A 19,703-nucleotide genomic window follows, 5' to 3' on the forward strand; every position below is an offset into this window, starting at 1 on the left:
GGCAGCGGCGAAAGTCGCGGTTTCGCGGCGGATTTGCGCTTCGTCACGCTTTGTTTCAACTCGTTGCCGCTTGCGGCGTCGTCGCGTGGCAACCTTGTAAGTTGGACGTTTCAAAGCATGCACCCGGCGGGGTTTTGCGCTCCGCCCGCAACGATGTTTTCCGCCAAACAAATTCGCATGCCAAATCATTTCGGCGACGCCGTTTTCCTCCGGGAAAACCGCATCGCACGCATGCCGCACGAACCATGCGACACGCGTGCGCAACCACCGACTACTTCGAAATGGTTTCGAGCGCGATGCCCTTCGTGCGCGGCCCCATGAGTCCGATCGCGGCCATCACGATCGCCATCGCGCCCGCAATGAACGCGAACACGCCGAAGGTGCCGAAGCCCTTCAGCACGGCCGCGATCACGAACGACGAGAAGATCGCAGAGAAGCGGCTCCACGAATAGACGAAACCGACGGCCCGTGCGCGGATCGACGTCGGAAACAACTCGGCCTGATACGCGTGGAAGCTGTACGACATGATGTTGCTCGCGAGCGTGAGGCCGATGCCGAGCACGATCAGGAACGCACCTACCGTCGTCTGGCTGAACAGCAGCCCGCAGACGACGATCGCCGCCGCCATCGCGACGATCACCGACTTGCGCTCGAAGCGGTCGGCGATCACGAGGCCGATCAGCGGGCCGATCGGCGCCGCGAGCGCGATCACGCTCGAATACATCAGGCTCGACGTGATCGTGATGCCCTGCTTGATCAGCAGCGTCGGCACCCAGTTCGCGAAGCCGTAGAAGCCGACCGTCTGGAACACGTTGAAGATCGTCATCATGATCGTGCGGCTGCGATACGGCGGCACCCACATGTCGCGAAAGCTGCCGCGCGGCGGCACCGGCTCGGCCGGCGCGGGCGGCGGCAGCGGCCGCCCGTATTCGGCTTCGACCTTCGCCTCGAGCGCGCGCATGATGCGGTCGGCTTCGTCGACCCGGCCCTGCTGCGCGAGCCAGCGCGGGCTTTCCGGCAGTTCGCGGCGAATCCACCAGACGAAGAGCGCGCCGTGCGCGCCGATCAGCACGACCCAGCGCCAGCCGTCGAGGCCGAACGGCGCATGCGGCACGAGCAGATACGCGAGGAACGCGACCACCGGCACCGCGACGAACCCGACCGCCTGCTCGCACGCGAATGCGCGGCCGCGGATCTGCTTCGGCACGAGTTCGGAGATGTACGTGCCGATCGTCACCATCTCGACGCCGAGCCCGAGACCGACGACGAACCGCCAGAAGTTCAGCCCGGCCGCGGTGTCCTGGAACGCCATCACGACGTTGGCGGCCGTGTACCACAGCAGCGACCACGTGAAGATCGCGCGGCGGCCGAAGCGGTCGGCGAGAAAGCCGCACGCGATCGTGCCGATGAACAGCCCGGAGAACAGCGCGGCGATGAAGCTCGCGACGCCGGTGGTGCCGAACAGGCCGTGTGTCGTCGCGGAAAGGATGCCGCTTTTCACGAGGCCGGGCGCAACGTAGCCGCTGTAGAGCAGATCGTAGAGTTCGAAGAAGAAGCCGAGGCTCAGCAGTACGACGAGTTTCCAGACGCTGCGGGTCGGCGGCAGGCGGTCCAGGCGGGCCGAGATGGAGCCGGGGTCGATGGATGGGGAATGGGAAGATGCCTGCGAAAGGCTGTCCGTTGAGGCCATCTTGGGCGCGTCTCCTGATCGTGTCGTGTTGTGTGTTGTTGTCCGGCGACCGTCGAGCCGCCGTCGGGCGAATCGCTGCATTGTACTGGCACGCCCGCCTGCGGTCCGGCCGCGCCGCGTGCACCGAGCCGATTCGGACACCCCGATTTCGCGCCGGACAATGTGTAAATTGCGTAACCGTCTGTCGGGTATGGAAAAAGCGTCGGAACGACGATCCGGCGCCGCCCGTGCCGAGCCTCGGCGGTGCCGGCCCGACGGTACGGGCCTGCCGCACCGTTTCGCGCGGGCGCGCACCGCCGGGATCGCCGAAAACGGGGTACGCAATCGGGACAACCACGCGTTCCGCGCCCCGGTAACATGCTACCGGGCCAACTACCGGCTTCCGGGTGCCTTTCGGCGACCGGCATTGTCGGCAAATCGTAAGCATTCCATGTTCATACAACGACTATCCACGTACGCCCGCCGGATCGCACTGATTGCGTTGCTGCAGTTCGCGGCGATCGCGACCGCATCGGCGTTTCCGGCGGCTGCTTCCGCCCCGGGCGCGAGCGGCACCGACGCGTTCGTGCCGACCATCTCGCTGAACGACGCCGTCGCGCAGCTCAAGCAGATGCAGGCCGAACAGGATCGCATCAAGCAGCAGACCTCGACCGCGTCCAACAGCAAGGAGCTGGACGCGCTCGGCGATGCGACGCAGGAGCTGAGCACCGATGTCGCGAAGCTGCAGAGCGAGCTCGTTCCGCAGCGCGCGCAGGTCCAGGCGCAACTCGATGTGCTCGGCCCGGCGCCGGCCGAAGGCGCCGCGCCGGAAACGCCGGCTGTCGTGAAGCAGCGCGCGACGCTGGACGCGCGCAAGACGCAGCTCGATGCGGCGCTGAAACAGGCCGCCGATCAGAAGACCAACCTCGCGAACCTGACCGAACAGTTCGCGAAGCTGCATCGCGGCCTGCTGAAGAACCAGCTCGCGTTCCGTTCGGGCGGCATCTTCAGCGCGCAATTCTGGCTGCCGCTGTTCCAGCGTTCGCCGGACGACGTCCAGCGGCTCGAGGATTTCAACGACGAACTGCGCGACATGCTGCGCTCGTCGTGGGTACCCGGACAACGGGCGATCACCGCGCTGCTGCTGCTCGCCTCGTTCGCGATGTGGCTCGGCGGCCGCCGGCTCATCGAGCGCGGGCTCGCGTGGATCTGCCTGAACCGCCTGCCGCCCACCCGCTTGCGCCGCAGCGCGCTGGCGCTGTCGACCGCGCTGTCGACATTCCTGGCAACCGCCTTCGCCGTTCAGATCCTCTACCTCGCCGTCGCGCGCCACTATGAACTCACGCCGTCGCTGACCGATCTGTGGGACCAGTTCGCGAAGCTCGCGGCGACCTGCGCACTGATCGCCGGGCTCGGCCGCGCGCTGCTCTGCACGAAGCATCCGTCGTGGCGCCTGCCGGCGCTCGCCGATTCCGTCGCGCTCGCGATGAAGCCGTTCCCCGGCATCCTGGCCGCGCTGCTGCTGATGTCCGGCACGCTCGAATCGATCAACCGGATCGTCGACACCAGCCTGTCCGTCACGCTGTTCGGCCGCGGCATCGTATCGCTCGTCGTCGCGCTGACGGTCGGCGCGTCGCTGCTGCGCTCGAACCGCGCGCGCAGCACGCTTGCGGCGGCCGGCGAGGCGCCCGAGCAGCGCTCGACGCTCGCCGGGCTGATCCACGCCGGCGTCACGCTGGCGATCGTCGTGTCGCTGATCGCACTCCTGATCGGCTACGTCACGGTCGCGCGCTTCATCACCTACGAGCTCGTATGGTTCGAGATCGTGCTGTGCGCCACCTATATCCTGATCCAGTTGACGCGCGACGCGGGCGAAAGCCTGTTCTCCGCGAGCCTGTCGACGGGCCAGCAGATCAAGAACCTGTTCGCGCTCGAAGACCGGCACCTCGACCAGGCCCGCACGGTCCTGTCCGGTTTCGGCACGAGCCTGCTGATGCTGATCGCGGCCATCGCGCTGCTGACGGGCGGCTTCGGCACGACGCCGGGCGACCTGCTCGACAGCGCGGTCGCGATGATCGGCAGCCAGCGGCTGCAGAGCCTGAACATCATGCCCGACCGGATCCTGAATGCCGTAATCGGCTTCGCGATCGGCTTCTACCTGCTGCGTTCGCTGCGCCGCTGGCTCGACGGCGAGTTCATGCCCGCGCTCGGCATGGATACGGGGATGCGCGTGTCGCTGATCACGCTGTTCACCAACGTCGGCTACGTGCTGCTCGTGCTGATGACGCTCGGGCTGCTCGGCGTCAGATGGAACAACCTCGCGTGGATCGTCAGTGCGCTGTCGGTGGGTATCGGCTTCGGCCTGCAGGAGATCGTGAAGAATTTCGTGTCGGGGCTGATCCTGCTGACCGAGCGGCCGGTGAAAGTGGGCGACATGATCAGCATCGCGGGCGTCGAAGGCGACATCCGCCGCATCAACGTGCGCGCGACCGAGATCCAGCTCAGCGATCGCTCGACGGTGATCGTGCCGAATTCCCAACTGATCTCGCAGAACCTGCGCAACGTGACGATGGGCAACAGCACGCAGGGCGTCGCGACGCTGGTGCTGACGTTCCCGCTGAACACCGATCCCGAGCAGGTGCGCGACCTGCTGCTCGATGCGTACCGCACGCATGAGGCGATTCTCGAAAAACCGGCGCCGTCGGTGACGTTCAGCCAGCTCACGCCCGACGGGATCACGCTGAGCGTGACGGGCTACGTGTCGAGCCCGCGGATCGCGAGTTCGACGAAGAGCGATCTGCTGTTCGAGATCCTGAAGCAGTTGCGCGCGGCAGGGATCACGCTGTCGAGCCCGCAGATGCTGGTGGTGCAGAACATGCCGGCGGCGGAGAAGTAACGGACGTTGCGCGCCAGCGGGTATTCGACTGGAACAGGCCGCACGCGCTCGATGCAATGGTTCGCGGCATCGTCCCCGGACACCACTCATTCGTCGCCGGCCCGCGTCAGGAATCCCGATTGACGCCAATGCGCACGATACTCCACCGCCCGAAACACGACGGGCCGGCACCGCATCGCGGCAACCGGCCCGTTTCATTCACACGCGGCGCCGAAACCGGCGCCCCGCATCACACATCAAACTTCACCCCCTGCGCCAGCGGCAACTGCCGGCTGTAGTTGATCGTATTCGTCGCGCGCCGCATATACGCCTTCCACGCATCCGAACCCGACTCGCGCCCGCCGCCCGTTTCCTTCTCGCCGCCGAACGCGCCGCCGATCTCCGCGCCGCTCGTGCCGATGTTCACGTTGACGATCCCGCAATCGCTGCCCGCCGACGACATGAACTGCTCGGCCTCGCGCATGTCGTTCGTGAAGATCGCCGACGACAGGCCCTGCGGCACCGCGTTGTGCAAGTCGATCGCGTCTTCGAAGTTGTCGTACACCATCACGTACAGGATCGGCGCGAACGTCTCGCGCTCGACCACCGCCGATTGCTTCGGCATCCGCACGATTGCCGGGCGCACGTAGTACGCATCCGCGTGACCGACGTCGACGCGCTCGCCGCCCTTCACTTTGCCGCCCTGCTCGCGTGCATCGGCCAGCGCCTTCTGCATCGCGTCGAACGACGCGCGGTCGACCAGCGGGCCGACGAGCGTGCCTTCCTCGAGCGGGTTGCCGACCTTCACCGACGCATAGGCCTTCTCGATGCGCGGCAGCAGTTGCTCGACCAGGCTGCGATGCACGATCAGGCGGCGCAGCGTCGTGCAGCGCTGGCCGGCCGTGCCGACCGCCGCGAACGTGACCGCGCGCACCACGAGGTCGAGATCGGCGCTCGGCGCGACGATCATCCCGTTGTTGCCGCCGAGCTCGAGGATGCCGCGCGCAAGACGCTGGCTCAGCACCTTCGCGACTTCCTGGCCCATCCGCACGCTGCCCGTCGCGCTGACGACCGGCACCTTCTTCGATGCCGTCAGCACCTCGCCCACATCGCGCATGCCGAGCACCAGCTGGCTCAGGCCCTGCGGCGCGACGCCCGGATGGGTCTTCTCGAATTCGCGGATCGCCTTCTCGAGCAGCACGTGGCACGCAATCGCGGTGAGCGGCGTCTTCTCCGACGGCTTCCACACAACCGAATCGCCGCACACGAACGCGAGCGCCGCATTCCACGCCCACACCGCGACCGGGAAGTTGAACGCCGAAATCACGCCGCATACGCCGATCGGGTGCCACGTTTCCATCATCCGGTGGCCCGGGCGCTCCGACGCGATCGTCAGGCCGTAGAGCTGGCGCGACAGGCCGACCGCGAAATCGCAGATGTCGATCATTTCCTGCACTTCGCCGAGGCCTTCCGACGTGATCTTGCCGGCCTCGAGCGTGACGAGATGGCCAAGCGCGGCCTTGTGCTCGCGCAGCACGTTGCCGAACACGCGCACGAGCTCGCCGCGCACCGGCGCCGGCACCGTGCGCCACTTGAGGAATGCGTCGTGCGCGGCGTCGATCTTGCGCTCGGCGTCGGCGGGCGTGTCGACAGCCAGCGTCGCGAGCGTCGCGCCGTCGAGCGGCGAACGCGCGGTCAGCGCAGTGCCTTTCCACCGGGCGAGATCGATGTCGAGCGCAGCAAGAATGTCGTTGAATTGCATCACTTCCTCTTCAGGGACAGATTGATCGGTGCGGCGGCGACGCCGCCCGCGTGATTCGATTGGAGCGCGTTCGCGCGCCCTGTGCAAGCGGATACGCAGCTCGGCGGGCCCGGTGCGCCGCATGGCGCATCGCGCTGCGCCGCCGCCGAAAAGCCCGGCTGGACGGCGCGCCCCAGCCTCGCGAGGCACGATCCATGAAACACATTGTCGGCGGCCACAAGTCGGGCCGCTATTGATATTAACTCACGACTTCATTCCCAAAACGCAACACCTCAGCGAGCCAGACCGATGCATTCTTGCGCCGATATGGGACGTTTCCAAAGCCCGTAGCCGGGCCGCCGGACGCGTCTCGACCTGACGCAAGTTGATGACAAAGCCGCATCACCCTGTTCGGAAATATCGTTTGCCGCTCGTGCGTCGGGCACACACAATCGGTGCGACGTCGAGGTGCAACGCACCCGGCGCGCCGCCGGCCGCCACTACGGCAGCCGGACGACAGACGAACGCGACACGCATCGCGGCCCGGCTCATCCGGCCCGTTCCCGCGAAGCACCACCGCTGCCCGGCCGGCAACGCGTCGCGCTTCGTCGCCGAAAAACAATCCCGGAGACAGCGCCCAGCACCCGCCATGCATTCAGATGCCCGCCCCGATTCGCCCCATCCGTCCGGCTCGCCGCCCGCGAAGCCGTCCCTCCACCGCGCGCTGCAGGCCCGCCATCTGCGGATGATCGCGATCGGCGGCTCGATCGGCACGGGCTTGTTCGTCGCATCCGGCGCGTCGATCTCGCAGGCCGGCCCCGGCGGCGCGATGCTCGCGTACATGGTGATCGGCCTGATGGTCTATTTCCTGATGACGAGCCTCGGCGAGATGGCCGCGTTCATGCCCGTGTCGGGTTCGTTCGCGACCTACGGCGCGAAGTTCGTCGACGAAGGCTTCGGCTTCGCGCTCGGCTGGAACTACTGGTACAGCTGGGCCGTGACGCTGGCGGTGGAACTCGTCGCCGCGCAGCTCGTGATGCACTACTGGTTTCCGCATGTGCCGGGCGTCTGGTGGAGCGCGCTGTTCCTCACGCTGATCTTCGCGCTCAACGCGCTGTCGGTTCGCGGATTCGGCGAAGCCGAATACTGGTTCGCGCTGATCAAGGTGCTGACGGTGCTCGCGTTCGTCGGCGTCGGCCTGCTGATGATCTTCGGGATCATGCAGGGCGGCCCGAGCGCGGGCTGGGGCAACTTCACGATCGGCGACGCGCCGTTCGCCGGCGGCTGGGCGACGATGCTCGGCGTCGCGATGATCGCGGGCTTCTCGTTCCAGGGCACCGAAATGATCGGCGTCGCGGCCGGCGAATCGGAGAACCCGCGCACGACGATCCCGCGCGCGGTGAAGCAGATCTTCTGGCGGATCCTGCTGTTCTACGTGTTCGCGATCTTCGTGATCGGCGTGCTGATTCCCTATACCGACCCGAGCCTGCTGAAGAGCGACGTGACCGACATCGGCGTGAGCCCGTTTACGCTGGTGTTCCGCCACGCGGGCCTCGCATTCGCGGCCGGCGTGATGAACGCGGTGATCCTGACGGCCGTGCTGTCGGCCGGCAACTCGGGCATGTATGCGTCGACGCGGATGCTCTACAACCTCGCGGTAGAAGGCCGCGCGCCGAAGCTGTTCGCGAAGCTGTCGCCGGGCGGCGTGCCGCGCAACGCGCTGTATGCGACGACCGCCGTCGGCGCACTGTGTTTCCTCACGTCGCTGTATGGCGACAAGACGGTGTACCTGTGGCTGCTGAACACGTCGGGCATGGCCGGCTTCATCACGTGGCTCGGCATCGCGGTCAGCCACTACCGGTTCCGCAAGGGTTTCCTCAAGCAGGGCTACCGGCTCGACCAGCTGCCGTACCGGTCGAAGTGGTTCCCGTTCGGCCCGCTGTTCGCGTTCGCGCTGTGCGCGGTCGTCGCGCTCGGCCAGGATTACCAGGCGTTCCTCGCCGACAAGGTCGACTGGGCGAGTATCGCCGCGACCTATATCGGCCTGCCGTTCTTCCTCGCGATCTGGCTCGGCTACGCGCTCGTGCGCAAATGCCGCCTGGTGCGCTACGAGGACATGGAGATCGCGCCGTGGATCGAACGCAACGCGATACCCGAAACGGCACCGCAGGCCGAAACCGGCTACGCGGGCTACGTCGCCCGCCCGGCCAACCCGGCGCAGGGCGCCTGACGGCCCGCCTCGTGCCGGCCGCCGGCCCGGCCGCGGCAGCCGGCGCCTCGCGCCCCCATTCGACGCGGCGCGCGCGTTCAGGCAAGATCGACGCGCGCCGTCCGTTTTTCCGCCGTTACGAGTCAACGAAATCGCATGCAGAACTTCTACGAAGCCACCGTTACCCGCCAGCCCTACCCGCAACTGACCGGCACGACCGACACGCAGGTCTGCATCGTCGGCGGCGGCCTCGCCGGCCTGTGCACGGCTCTCGGCCTCGTCGAGCGCGGCGTGCGCGACGTCGTCGTGCTCGACAGCGAACGGGTCGGCTTCGGCGCATCGGGCCGCAACGGCGGCTTCGTATTCGGCGGCTACAGCCTCGACAACGCCGACCTGCTGCGCACGCTCGGCCGCGACGAAGGGCGCCGGCTGTACCGGCTCACCGTCGATGCGGTCGACCTGATCCGCGCGCGGATCGCGCGCTACGGGATCGACTGCGACATCGTCGATGAGGGCGTGATGCTCGCGAACTGGTTCGACGATCCTTCCCGGCTCGACAGCGTGCGTACGCTGATGAAGCGCGAACTCGGCGTCGACTGGGAACCCGTGTCGACGGACGCGCTGCGCACGCGGCTGAAGACGCAGCGCTACTACGGCGGCCTGTTCGAGCCGAACGCATTCCACTTCCATCCGCTCAAGTACGTGCTCGGCGTCGCGGCGGCCGCATCGCGCGGCGGTGCGCGCGTGTACGAGCGCTCGGCCGCGCTCGGCATCGCGCGCGAAGGCGCCGGGTACGTCGTGCGCACGGCGCAGGGCGCGGTACGCGCGAAGGACGTCGTGTTCGCCGGCGGCGGCTACGCGCGCGGCGTGTCGCCGCGCATCGAACGCGCAGTGCTGCCGATCGCCACCTACGTGATCGCGACCGAACCGCTCGGCGCGCGGCTGCCGGACGCGATCGACGCGCCGTACGCGATCTACGACACGCGTTTCGCGTTCGACTATTACCGCCCGCTGAAGGACACGCGCATCCTGTGGGGCGGCCGGATCTCGGTGCTCGACCGCGGCCCGGACGCGATCGCACGCCTGCTGCGGCGCGACCTGCTGCGCGTGTATCCGCAACTCGAAGACGTGAAGGTCGACTACGCGTGGGGCGGGCTGATGAGCTACGCGCGGCACAAGATGCCGCAGATCGGCCGCGACGCGGACGGCGTGTGGCACGCGATCGCGTTCGGCGGCCACGGGATGGCGCCGACCACGGTCGCCGGCGAAGCGCTCGCGGCCGCGCTGGCCGAAGGCCGGCCGGTGCCGGACGGCTTCGGCGCATTCGGGCTCACGCGCACGTTCGGGCTGGCGGGCCTCGCCGCCGCGCAGCTCACGTACACGGCATATCAGGCCCGCGACGCGCTCGCGTCCTGCCGCCGCTGAGCGGCCGCGGCGGCCGAAACACCCCTGCCGATTAGAGCGGAGGGTCGGCCGGGCGGGGATTTCCCACATGCTAGAATGCCTGTTCCAAGCCGCCGCGAACCCACAACAAAGTCACATGAAAGCAGGAAGCAAAGCCGCCACGTCCGAAAGCCGCGCGCTTGCGTCCGACGCGCGGCGCAAATACGATCCCGAGCAAACCAAGCGCAACATCCTCGATGTCGCCACGCAGGAATTTTCCGCGATGGGCCTCGCCGGTGCGCGCGTCGACGCGATCGCCGAGCGCACGAACACGACGAAACGGATGCTCTATTACTACTTCGACAGCAAGGAAGGCCTGTACGAGGCCGTGCTGGAGAAGGTGTACGGCGACATCCGCGCGCTCGAGCAGGAACTGCACGTCGGTGACATGGAGCCGCGCGAAGGCATGCGCCGCCTCGTCGAATTCACGTTCGACTATCACGACAAGCATCGCGACTTCGTCCGCCTCGTGTCGATCGAGAACATCCACGGCGCGAAGTATCTCGAACAGCTCAAGTCGTTCAAGAACCGCAACGTCAGCATCATCAAGACGCTCGAGGAACTGGTCGAGCGCGGCGCGGCAAGCGGCGCGTTCCGCAAGGACATCGACGCGTTCGACCTGCACCTGCTGATCAGCTCGTTCTGCTTCCACCGCGTGTCGAACCGCTACACGTTCGGCGCCGCGTTCGGCCGCGATCCGTCGGCGCCGCGCCTGCGCGCGCGGCATCGCGACACGATCGCCGACGCCGTGCTGCGCTACGTCGCCGCGTAAGCGGCGGCCGTAGCAGCCGAGGGCACGAAACGTCCGTGCCCTTCGCGCGTCGGCACTTCAATCCGTCGGCGCGGTCGACGCCAGTGCGATCCGCGCCTTCTCTTCCGGGCTCCCCGCCACGTAGTACTTCTTCGCCCAGCTCGAATCGGGCGCGAGCGCGAGCCGCGCATGCGTGCCCGTGCCGGTACTCGTGCCGCGCTGCTTCGCACTGATCGCCAGCGCCCGTGCGCGATAGTGCTCGTAGAGCCGCAGGAATTCCGCGAGATAGATCGCCGCGATCCGCTTGTCGCGGATCTCGAGCAGATTCTCGTCGTTGTACTGCTCCGAATTGCGGCTCATGTTCGCCGAACCCGTATAGACGACCGGATTCGCGCCTTCCGCATCGATCACGATGAACTTGTGGTGGATCACGACGGGCGGATAGGCCGGCGCCGGTTCGCCCGGAAACTGCCGCAATTCCGGCTCGAAACCCTGCGGCACCGTCGCCGGCGAGAAGTACTCGGCGTCGATCACGTCGTGGTTGTCGCGGCTGCGGTGATACAGCTCGAGGTTCGCGAGCGTCGCCGCATCGAGCGTCTGGCCGCCCTGCCGCGCGGCATCGGCCTTCGTCGCGCTGCCGATGTTGATCTTGTTCACCAGCCCGAACATCATCAGCCCGCGGTCGCCGGCCGCGAAGCACGCGTCGCGCAAGGCCGCGTCGGTCGGCATGAACAAGCAGAACGACACCGAATGCTTCGCGGCCGCGATCGCGGCGACGATCGTGTCGATCTCGGTGCGCTGCCCCGGCGGTTCGGGCGAAAACGCCAGCCGCACCTGTGCGCTGCCGATCGTCATCGGCGCCGACCAGCCCGGCGACAGCCGCGCCGTGTCCGCGATCGACGGATTGCCGGCCAGCGCATGCGCGCGATCGTTGTACAGCGCGGCGAGCGCGGGCGAGTCGAATGCGTGCAGCACGTTGGCCTGCTCCGTCAGCCCCTCGGTCGTGAAGTTCGCGGAGCCGGTCAGCACCCGCGCGGGTGCCGGATTCGACGGCGCGTCGGTCACGATGAACTTGTCGTGCATGATGTGCGTCTTGCCGCGCGGCGCGAGCGTCGCGAGCCCCTGCAACGCGTCGACGGCCGGCTGGTTCGGCGAAGGCAGCGGCGGCTTGCCCTTGCGCGCCGTCGTGTGCGCGTCGTAGACGATCGCGAGCGACGCGCCGCCGTGCTTGCGCCCGAACGCTTCGAACGCGGGCAGCGCCCACAGCGTGTCGGTCAGGTGATAGACGGCCGACGCCGCGCGCGACGCGCGGTCGAGCATCTCCGCGAACACCTGTTCCATGTCGTTCGCGAGCCACGTGCGCAGCTTCAGCGCCTGCGCGTCGCTCGGTGCCGCATTCGGCGCGAGGCCCAGCGCCGCGACCTGCTTCGCGAACGCCTGCGAGCTCACCACCGCGCGGTTGAACCACGTGCCGATGCCGTCCTCGATATGCGCGGGCAGCACGACGTCGCACACGCCGGCTTGCGCGTCGAGCACGTGCAGGTCGTCGGGTGTGCCGACGACCGGATAGACGTCGTAGCGGAACGACGCGTCGCGATCCTGTGGATCGATGCGTGCGTCCCACCACATGAATTTCTGGATGGGCGCCTGGTCGGTCGGCGCGTCGCCCTGCGTGTCGGCGGCCGGACCGTCGAACGTCAGCCGGTTCGGCAGCCAGCTGTTCGGCGCGCGCGTCTTGCCGTCGGCCGACCAGAAGCCCGGCGTGCGCCGGATCGCGAAGCCGAGGAAATCGTTGCGCGACTGCGCATCGGACCAGTCGAAGGCCAGCAGGACGAGAGTGGGGGAAAGATAGCTGCGCACGCTGACGGTCATTCGTTGCTCCCTGGCCGCGAGGCCGGTCGAAATGAATGGGTCAGTGTCGGTAGAGGTTCTTCCCGCGGAATGACGGTTCGATGAACCTTGTATGTCGGACGCGCGTCAGTCGCACACGAGCAGCTCGATCCCGCGCGCGGTCAGCGCGCGGCGCACGGCCTTGTCGGGTGCGCGTTCGGTCACGAGATAGCGCGCGGCCGCCGCGCCGTTGATCCGTACCGGCGTCACGCGGCCGAATTTCGAATGGTCGGCGACGATGATCGCCGTGCCGGCCGCCGCGATCATCCGGCTGCGCACTTCGGCCGCGATCCGCGAGTAGTCGGTGCACTCGCCGTCGGCCGTGATGCCGCCGGCGCCGACGAACGCGAAATCGACATGGTATTGCGCGAGCTGGTGGATCGTGTCGAGCCCGAAGGTTGCGTCCTCGTCGTCGGACAGTTCGCCGCCGAGCAGCGTCACGCGGTTGCCGTTGCGCCGCGCGAGCACGAACGCGGTGCGCCAGTCGTTCGTGTAGATCGACAGCCGGTGCCGGTCGGCGAGCGCGAGCGCAACCGCATGCGGCGTGCTGCCCGAATCGATCAGCACCGATGCGTCGTCGGGCACGAATTCGGCCGCGCGCCGCCCGATCGTGCGCTTCGCTTCGGCGTTCGCGGCTTCGCGCTCGGACAGGCTCGGTTCGCGGCGGTCGGCGGCCAGCGCGCCGCCGTGCGTCATCACGAGCAGGCCGCGCGCGGCAAGCGCGTTCAGGTCGCGCCGCACGGTCTCGCGCGACACGTCGAGCGAGCGCACGAGTTCCGCGACCGACAACGCGCCCGACCGTCCGAGTTCCGACAGGATGTATTGATGACGTTGTTCCGCCAGCATCGCGTGTGCGCCCGGGGCGACTGGTAATGGGTAAGCCGGCCATTGTATTACGGCCGCTTTACCGGTATTTGACTGCGGCGCGAAACGCGGCCGGGCGGCCGGCCGCATTCCCCGAAAGCGAAATTCTGTATTGCCTGACGCGCGCGAATCGGCGCGGTGCCGGTTGCTACACTTTGCGCTTCGTCAAACGACAGACTAGGCAAAGGGGCCCGCACAATGTATCGCAAAGGCAGCGTGATCGAAATCCAGTTTCCGCCCGAACGACTCAACGATGCGGCCGGCGATCCGTACTGGATCGACCTGACGCTCGACGAGGCGCGTCGGCTCTACGAGCAGCTCGCCGCGCGCTTCGCGACCGACGCGCGCGCCAACCAGCCGCTCGACACGTTCTCGATCGACTGATCTTCGCAGCTTCGCGCTTGCCCGCACCGCTCGTGGTGCGGGGCCCTTCCCGTCCGGGCGCTTGCACCGATCGATCACCGGCCCGCGCCGGAAGCCGGATGCGCGGCACGCAACGAGCGCCGGCGCATTCATACGATGCGCGGCACGAGTGCAGGATTCGACAAGACGCCGGTGCCGCTTCCCGCGATACTGGCCGACTTTACGATTCCGTCCGGCCGCATCGCGGCCCGCCTCGCATGCTTACCTCGATCGTCGCCGCCGCTTTCGTCGCGCTGTGGTCCACCGGCTTCATCGTTGCACGGGCAATCAAGCCCTACGCCGATCCCAACCTGTTCCTGCTCGCCCGTTTCGCGGGCACGGCCGCGCTGTTCGGCGCGGTTGCGCTCGTCGCGCGCGCGCCGTGGCCGGCCCGCCGCGAATGGCCGCGCCACCTGATCGCGGGCGCGCTATTGCAGGGCGTCTATCTCGGCGCGAGCTACTGGGCCGTCGCGCAAGGGCTGAACGCGGGCGTGATGGCGCTGCTCGGCGCGCTGCAGCCGCTCGCCACCGCCGTGCTCGCCGTCCCGCTGTTCAACGAGCGGCTGCCCGCGCGCGGCTGGTTCGGGATGGCGCTCGGGCTCGCCGGCGTCGCGCTCGTGCTGGCGCCGAAGGTCGCGGGCGGCGTCGCGCCGCCGCCAGGTGCGGCGCCTGCGTGGTTCGTGGTCGCCGTATCGGTGCTCGCGGTCGGGTCGATCACCGCCGGCTCGCTGTACCAGAAGGGCAAGCTCGCGCAGAGCGACCTGCGCACCGCGGTCGCCGTGCAGAACTTCGGCGCGGCGATCGTCGCGGCGATCTTCGTCGCGCTGCTGCATGAAACGCGCTGGATCGGCGCGCCGGCACTGTGGGTATCGCTCGTGTGGGGCGTCGTGTTCCTGTCCGGCGGCGCGGTCACGATGCTGATGTGGATGCTGCGGCGCGGCAACGCGGCGCGCGCGACGTCGCTGCTGTTCCTCGCGCCGCCGCTTGCCGCGCTGCAGGGCTACCTGCTGTTCGGCGAGACGCTCGCGGCGATCCAGCTATTCGGCTTCGCACTCGCGCTGGCGGGCGTCGTGCTCGCGCGGCGCTGACGCGGGCGCACATGTACGCGGTTGTACGGCCGCGCCGACGCTTGCCGACAAGCTCGAGCTCATCGAGGCTGGCCTCACGGATGCCGTTCCCGCGGCATCCCGCACCCGCCCGGCGCACCGTGCACCACAGCGACGCAGCGCGTCTCGCAGAAGCAACGCAAGGCGGCCGGATCGCACGCCCGGCGCGGCGCCCCGCCGCGATTGCGCTTATGATGGGCGCCTTGCATTTCGTTCCGGAACCTTCTTCATGACATCCGCCGATTACGCCAGCCGCCAACGCGCGATCATTGCCGAACTGAACGTCGCCCCGCATTTCGACGCCGAGGCCGAGATCGCCCGCCGCGTCGATTTCCTCGCGCAATACCTTCGCTCGACCGGCCTGCGGACCTACGTGCTCGGCATCAGCGGCGGCGTCGATTCGTCGACGGCCGGGCGGCTCGCGCAACTGGCGGTCGAACGCCTGCGCGCCGACGACTACGATGCGCGCTTCATCGCGATGCGTTTGCCGAACGGCGTGCAGAACGACGAAGCCGATGCGCAGCGCGCGCTCGCGTTCGTGCGCGCGGACGAGGAACTGACCGTCGACGTGAAGCCGGCCGCCGATGCGATGCTCGCGTCGCTGGTCGCATCCGGTCATGCGTTCGACACGCCCGCGCAACAGGATTTCGTGCACGGCAACATCAAGGCGCGCGAGCGCATGATCGCGCAGTACGCGGTGGCCGGCGCACGGCGCGGCATCGTGATCGGCACCGATCACGCGGCCGAATCCCTGATGGGTTTCTTCACGAAGTTCGGCGACGGCGGCGCGGACATCCTGCCGCTCGCGGGCCTGAGCAAGCGCCGCGTGCGCGCGGTGGCCCGCGCGCTCGGCGGCGACGAAGCGACCGTGATGAAGGTGCCGACGGCCGATCTCGAGGAACTGCGCCCGCTGCGTCCCGATGAGCACGCATACGGCGTCAGCTACGACGAGATCGACGATTTCCTCGAAGGCAAGCCGGTCAGCGACCATGTGTACGAAACGGTGCTGCGCTTCTACGACGGTTCGCGCCACAAGCGCGCGCTGCCGTACACGCCGTTCGACTGGCCGATCGCGCAAGCCGGCCACCAGCGCGAAAATACCGCCGCGTCGCAATCCGGCGCTGCGGCCGCGTGACCGGCCGGCCGCGCCGGAACCCGACCGCCGCGCGCACCGTAGCGGCAACGCGCAGCAACCAAACGACGGGCAACGCTACGCGTGCCCACCCGTCTTCTTCGCCTGCAGCGCGCGAATCCGCATCCGTGCGCCCGTATCGCTGACCGTCGTGTCGTACATCGTCGCGAGATCGCGCTTGAGCGCGGTGCGCGAGCCGCCGTCGAGATACACCATGTGCCCCGACGGATAGAAACGCGCGGACAGGTTCTGCCGCACCTTCTGATCCTCGAGCGGCATCTGCTGCAGGTCGATCACGGTCTGGTAGAACGGCGTGACGAAATCGTACAAGCCGTTCGCCGACAGCACCTTCAGGTCGACATTCAACGCCATCACCGCGGCGAGATCGCCGGCCGTATACAGGATCACATTCCCCTGCGCATCGATGCCCTGCTGTGCGCCGGTCGGGTCGATATGGCTGAAATCCCAGTTCCGGAACGCCTGGTCGTTCAGGTCCGTGAACGCGGAATTCGACGTGAACTTCAACTGCTCGTTCAGGTAGCTGTTCCACATCGCCGTATAGACGCCCGTCACGGCCGTCATCGTCGGATCGTTGCCGCCCGAGTTCGGGTCGATCTTGCCGGCGATGCCCGTCGAGATCGCGGTCACGCGGCCGTCGTACGAACCGAGCGAAAGCCCCTGCGCATGCAGCAGCGTCGTCAGGAACAGCGAATTGCCGCGCGCGTCGTAGCCGGCGATGTCGAGGCGCCACGATTGCAGCGTCGCCGTGTCGATGCCCGTGTATTGCGACAGTTTCTGCACGGCCGCCGGGTCTGCATGCGGGGCCTTGCGCAGCGCGTTCAGGTAGTCGGTGCGCGAGAACTGCGCGACTTCCTCGACGAACGCGCCGAGATCGGCCGGCGCCGGCGTGACGCCGAGTTTCTTGTGATACCACGCGTCGGCCGCGGCGGTCGGCAGCGCGCCGACCGGGTTGCCGGCCTGCCGGTAGTCGAGGATCGACGATTGCAGCGTGACGCCGTTCAGGTCGACGCCGTCCTCGTGCAGCTTGTACGCGAGCACGCAGCTGCGCGCGGTGCCGTACGATTCGCCGAACAGGTATTTCGGCGAATTCCAGCGGTTGTTCTTCGTCAGGTAGCGCTTGATGAACTGCTTCAGCGAATCCGCATCCTGGTCGACACCCCAGAAGTTGCGGTTCTTGTTCGGCGCGACGGCCGCCGAATAGCCGGTGCCGACCGGGTTGATGAACACCAGGTCGCTGTGGTCGATCATGCTGTCCGGGTTGTCTTCCATCTGGTACGGCGCGGGCGGCGTGAAACCCGGCATCGACGTCTTGATCCGCTTCGGCGCGAACGAGCCGAGCAGCACGAACACCGACGACGAACCGGGCCCGCCGTTGTAGAAGAACGTCACGGGCCGCGTTTCCTCCTTCGCGCCGTCGGCCGTGAACGCAACGTAGAAGATCTTCGCGGCCGGCAGCGAACTGCTCGGGTCGACCGTCACGAGGTGGCCGACCGTCGCCGTGTACGCGATGCGCTTCCCGTCGATCAGGATCGTGTGATGCGTGATCGCGGCCGCTTCGGTCGTGTCGGTCACCGAATCGTCGGGGCCGTTGCCGTACGCAACCGGATCGAAGAACGGCTGGTCGCGGCCGTGGCTCAGCGCGACCGGGTTGACGGTCGGCGGCACGCCATGCGAATTGTGGTCGCCGTGATGCAGCGGATAAACGCCGCCGGAAGATGCGGAATCGATGCCCATCGTGCTGCTCCTGGAGGTGAAAAAGACGCGGGCAGGAAACCCGCGTCGAACGGAAAGGCGTGTGCCGACGCGTCAGCTCGACGGCTTGCGCGCGAGGATCGCGGCGAGCTGCGCGCCGTCCGGGCTGCCGAGGCCCGTGCATGCGTCCCAGCCCGACGCGGCCGCATACGTGCCGTTCGATCCTTTCGTGATATCGCGCAGCGCGCCCGGATTCTTGTACAGCACCGGATTGACCCAGCCGGCCGATGCGCCGGCCGCCGCATTGATCCGCGCGATCAGCGCGGCCCACAGCGGCGCGACCGCGCTCGTGCCGCCCATCACGGTAGCCGTGCCGGCGACCGATACCTCATAGCCCGTCTGCGGCGACGCATCGCCGGCGACGTCCGGCACGCCGCGCTTCGCGAGCGGCGTGCGGCTGCCGTCGGCGCGCGTGACGGCGAGCCCCTGCTGCCACGCCGGCAGGTCGAACAGCGTACTGACGCCGCCGCCGCCCGCGCCGCCGCCCGACGCCTCGTCGTTCCACGTGACCTCGCTGCGGATGCCCTGCCCGGGCAGCGCGTCGAGCTGCGTGCCGCCGCAGCCGAGCACGTACGGGCTCGATGCGGGGAAGTCGACGTGATCGGCGCCGTCCTGCAGCCCGTCGCCCGAGCCGCTGTCGCCCGACGCCGCGCACACGGTGATCCCCTGCGCAGCCGCCGCCTGCAGCACGCGGTTGAACGCCTGCGCCGACTGCGCCTGCCAGACCGCTTCCGCGCCGCCCCAGCTGATGGAGATCACCGACGGCTTGTTGGTCTTGTCGTTGACGGCCGCGTTGACGGCCTGGATGAAGCCCGCGTCGCTGTTCGGTGCGAAGTAGACCGCGATCTTCGCGGCCGGCGCGATCGCACCGGCGATCTCGATGTCGAGCGCGACTTCGCCGTCCGGACCGTTCGGGTCGCCGGACGGCGCGTTGCGGCCGGTGCCGACGTTCACGTCGACGAGCGTCGGCGGCGTCTTGATGCCGAGCCCGCTGAAATACTGCCGGATGTCGGCCGCGCGGTAGCCGCCGCCGAGTTCGACGATCGCGATGCACTGCCCGGCGCCGTCGCCGGCCGGGAAGCCGTACAGCGACGCGAGCTGGATCGGCGTGAACGTGACGCCCGCCATGCCGCCGCGCGCCGGCCTGAATGGCGGGCGCAGCCGGAAGTGCGGCCGCGCCTGCGGGCGGCTGTCGAGGCCGAGCACGGCCGTGACGGCGTCGCCGAGATCGTCGGGCAGCGTGATCGGGCCCGAGCGGCCGCGATACTGGCCGATCGAACGATGCTCGAAACGCTCGAGCTTCACGCCGAACGCCGCTTCGAACTGCTGGATCATGCCGGACAGCACGACGACGCTTTCGACGGGGTCGACGCGATCGACCGTCAGCTGGTGACGGCGCGCGAAGTCCTCGGTCTTGCGGATGTCGTCGGGATTGGCGGAGAAACGCTGCGCGAACGCGTCGCGCGACAGCGGTTTCGCCTGTGCGTCGCCGGTGGCGAGCTGCTGGACCAACGTATCGAGTTGCCCTTCTTCCTGCCGCCGCAACATGATCGTGACGTGGATGCGTTCTGCCGGATCGCACGGGCCGAGGCACTTGGACTCGGCGACGATTCGGGGTTCACGGTCGGCGTGAAGATGCCTTGCCATGTTCAGACCCTCCTTGGTACCGCGTTGCACGGAACAGCCAGGAAATCGGACATAGCCGGCGGAAGTCGGTTCCGTTCGGTCAGTCGGTTCGCAGCAGCGCGAAGTTAAAAGGAGTTTAGAACAGTCAGATGATTTGCGCGCGCGCCCTGCGGCGGCGGGGGATGCGCACGAAGGCCGGCATTGCGAGCGGCCTGCGCCGAA

13 protein-coding genes are annotated in these 19,703 nt (G+C 68.0%); 7 read left to right on the forward strand and 6 right to left on the reverse strand.

Annotation, left to right across the window (positions count from 1 at the left end; all coding sequences use genetic code 11):
• Positions 1-271 precede the first annotated feature (271 nt).
• Positions 272-1,690 (reverse strand): MFS transporter, encoded by a 1,419-nt coding sequence (locus BT264_RS31145; RefSeq protein ID WP_072443750.1) that lies wholly within the window; start codon positions 1,688-1,690, stop codon positions 272-274.
• A 430-nt stretch (positions 1,691-2,120) separates the two neighbouring features.
• On the opposite strand from BT264_RS31145, the gene BT264_RS31150 reads away from it, so the two are divergent.
• Positions 2,121-4,565 carry a DUF3772 domain-containing protein gene (locus tag BT264_RS31150; protein WP_072443751.1) on the forward strand — a complete coding sequence of 815 codons (2,445 nt, stop codon included), beginning with the start codon at positions 2,121-2,123 and terminating at the stop codon, positions 4,563-4,565.
• Positions 4,566-4,794: 229 nt separating this feature from the next.
• Here the strand turns inward: BT264_RS31150 and BT264_RS31155 are convergent, their stop codons facing one another.
• Positions 4,795-6,306: an L-piperidine-6-carboxylate dehydrogenase gene (locus BT264_RS31155; RefSeq protein WP_072443752.1), complete on the reverse strand. Its 1,512-nt coding sequence runs from the start codon at positions 6,304-6,306 to the stop codon at positions 4,795-4,797.
• 628 nt (positions 6,307-6,934) lie between these two features.
• On the opposite strand from BT264_RS31155, the gene BT264_RS31165 reads away from it, so the two are divergent.
• From BT264_RS31165 to BT264_RS31175, 3 genes are all read left to right on the forward strand, one after another.
• On the forward strand, positions 6,935-8,515 hold the full coding sequence (locus BT264_RS31165) for an amino acid permease (RefSeq protein ID WP_072443754.1): 1,581 nt from the start codon (positions 6,935-6,937) through the stop codon (positions 8,513-8,515).
• A 135-nt stretch (positions 8,516-8,650) separates the two neighbouring features.
• A complete protein-coding gene (locus tag BT264_RS31170) occupies positions 8,651-9,919 on the forward strand; it encodes an NAD(P)/FAD-dependent oxidoreductase (RefSeq protein WP_072443755.1) in 1,269 nt (422 codons plus the stop codon).
• Between the two features lie 115 nt (positions 9,920-10,034).
• Positions 10,035-10,709, forward strand: coding sequence for a TetR/AcrR family transcriptional regulator (locus BT264_RS31175; protein WP_072443757.1), 675 nt, complete (start codon positions 10,035-10,037; stop codon positions 10,707-10,709).
• A 57-nt stretch (positions 10,710-10,766) separates the two neighbouring features.
• Here the strand turns inward: BT264_RS31175 and BT264_RS31180 are convergent, their stop codons facing one another.
• The gene (locus BT264_RS31180; RefSeq protein WP_072443759.1) at positions 10,767-12,560 is read right to left on the reverse strand and encodes a phospholipase D-like domain-containing protein; all 1,794 of its coding nucleotides are present in this window, start codon (positions 12,558-12,560) and stop codon (positions 10,767-10,769) included.
• A gap of 105 nt (positions 12,561-12,665) precedes the next feature.
• Entirely contained in the window at positions 12,666-13,424 is a 759-nt protein-coding gene (locus BT264_RS31185; protein WP_072443761.1) for a DeoR/GlpR family DNA-binding transcription regulator, read from the reverse strand.
• A 216-nt stretch (positions 13,425-13,640) separates the two neighbouring features.
• On the opposite strand from BT264_RS31185, the gene BT264_RS31190 reads away from it, so the two are divergent.
• From BT264_RS31190 to nadE, 3 genes are all read left to right on the forward strand, one after another.
• Positions 13,641-13,826 (forward strand): hypothetical protein, encoded by a 186-nt coding sequence (locus tag BT264_RS31190; RefSeq protein WP_006480515.1) that lies wholly within the window; start codon positions 13,641-13,643, stop codon positions 13,824-13,826.
• Between the two features lie 236 nt (positions 13,827-14,062).
• Positions 14,063-14,932 (forward strand): DMT family transporter, encoded by an 870-nt coding sequence (locus BT264_RS31195; protein WP_072443763.1) that lies wholly within the window; start codon positions 14,063-14,065, stop codon positions 14,930-14,932.
• A 247-nt stretch (positions 14,933-15,179) separates the two neighbouring features.
• Positions 15,180-16,085 (forward strand): ammonia-dependent NAD(+) synthetase, encoded by a 906-nt coding sequence (gene nadE, locus BT264_RS31200; RefSeq protein ID WP_072443765.1) that lies wholly within the window; start codon positions 15,180-15,182, stop codon positions 16,083-16,085.
• Positions 16,086-16,160: 75 nt separating this feature from the next.
• On the opposite strand, the gene BT264_RS31205 is transcribed toward nadE, so the two are convergent.
• Both BT264_RS31205 and BT264_RS31210 read right to left on the reverse strand, forming a co-directional pair.
• The gene (locus BT264_RS31205; RefSeq protein WP_072443767.1) at positions 16,161-17,837 is read right to left on the reverse strand and encodes a S10 family peptidase; all 1,677 of its coding nucleotides are present in this window, start codon (positions 17,835-17,837) and stop codon (positions 16,161-16,163) included.
• Positions 17,838-17,909: 72 nt separating this feature from the next.
• Complete coding sequence (locus BT264_RS31210) at positions 17,910-19,502, reverse strand: S53 family peptidase (protein ID WP_072443769.1); 1,593 nt, start codon at positions 19,500-19,502, stop codon at positions 17,910-17,912.
• Between the last annotated feature and the right edge of the window lie 201 nt (positions 19,503-19,703).

The sequence above is a fragment of the Burkholderia sp. NFPP32 genome (assembly GCF_900119325.1).
GTDB lineage: Bacteria > Pseudomonadota > Gammaproteobacteria > Burkholderiales > Burkholderiaceae > Burkholderia > Burkholderia pyrrocinia_C.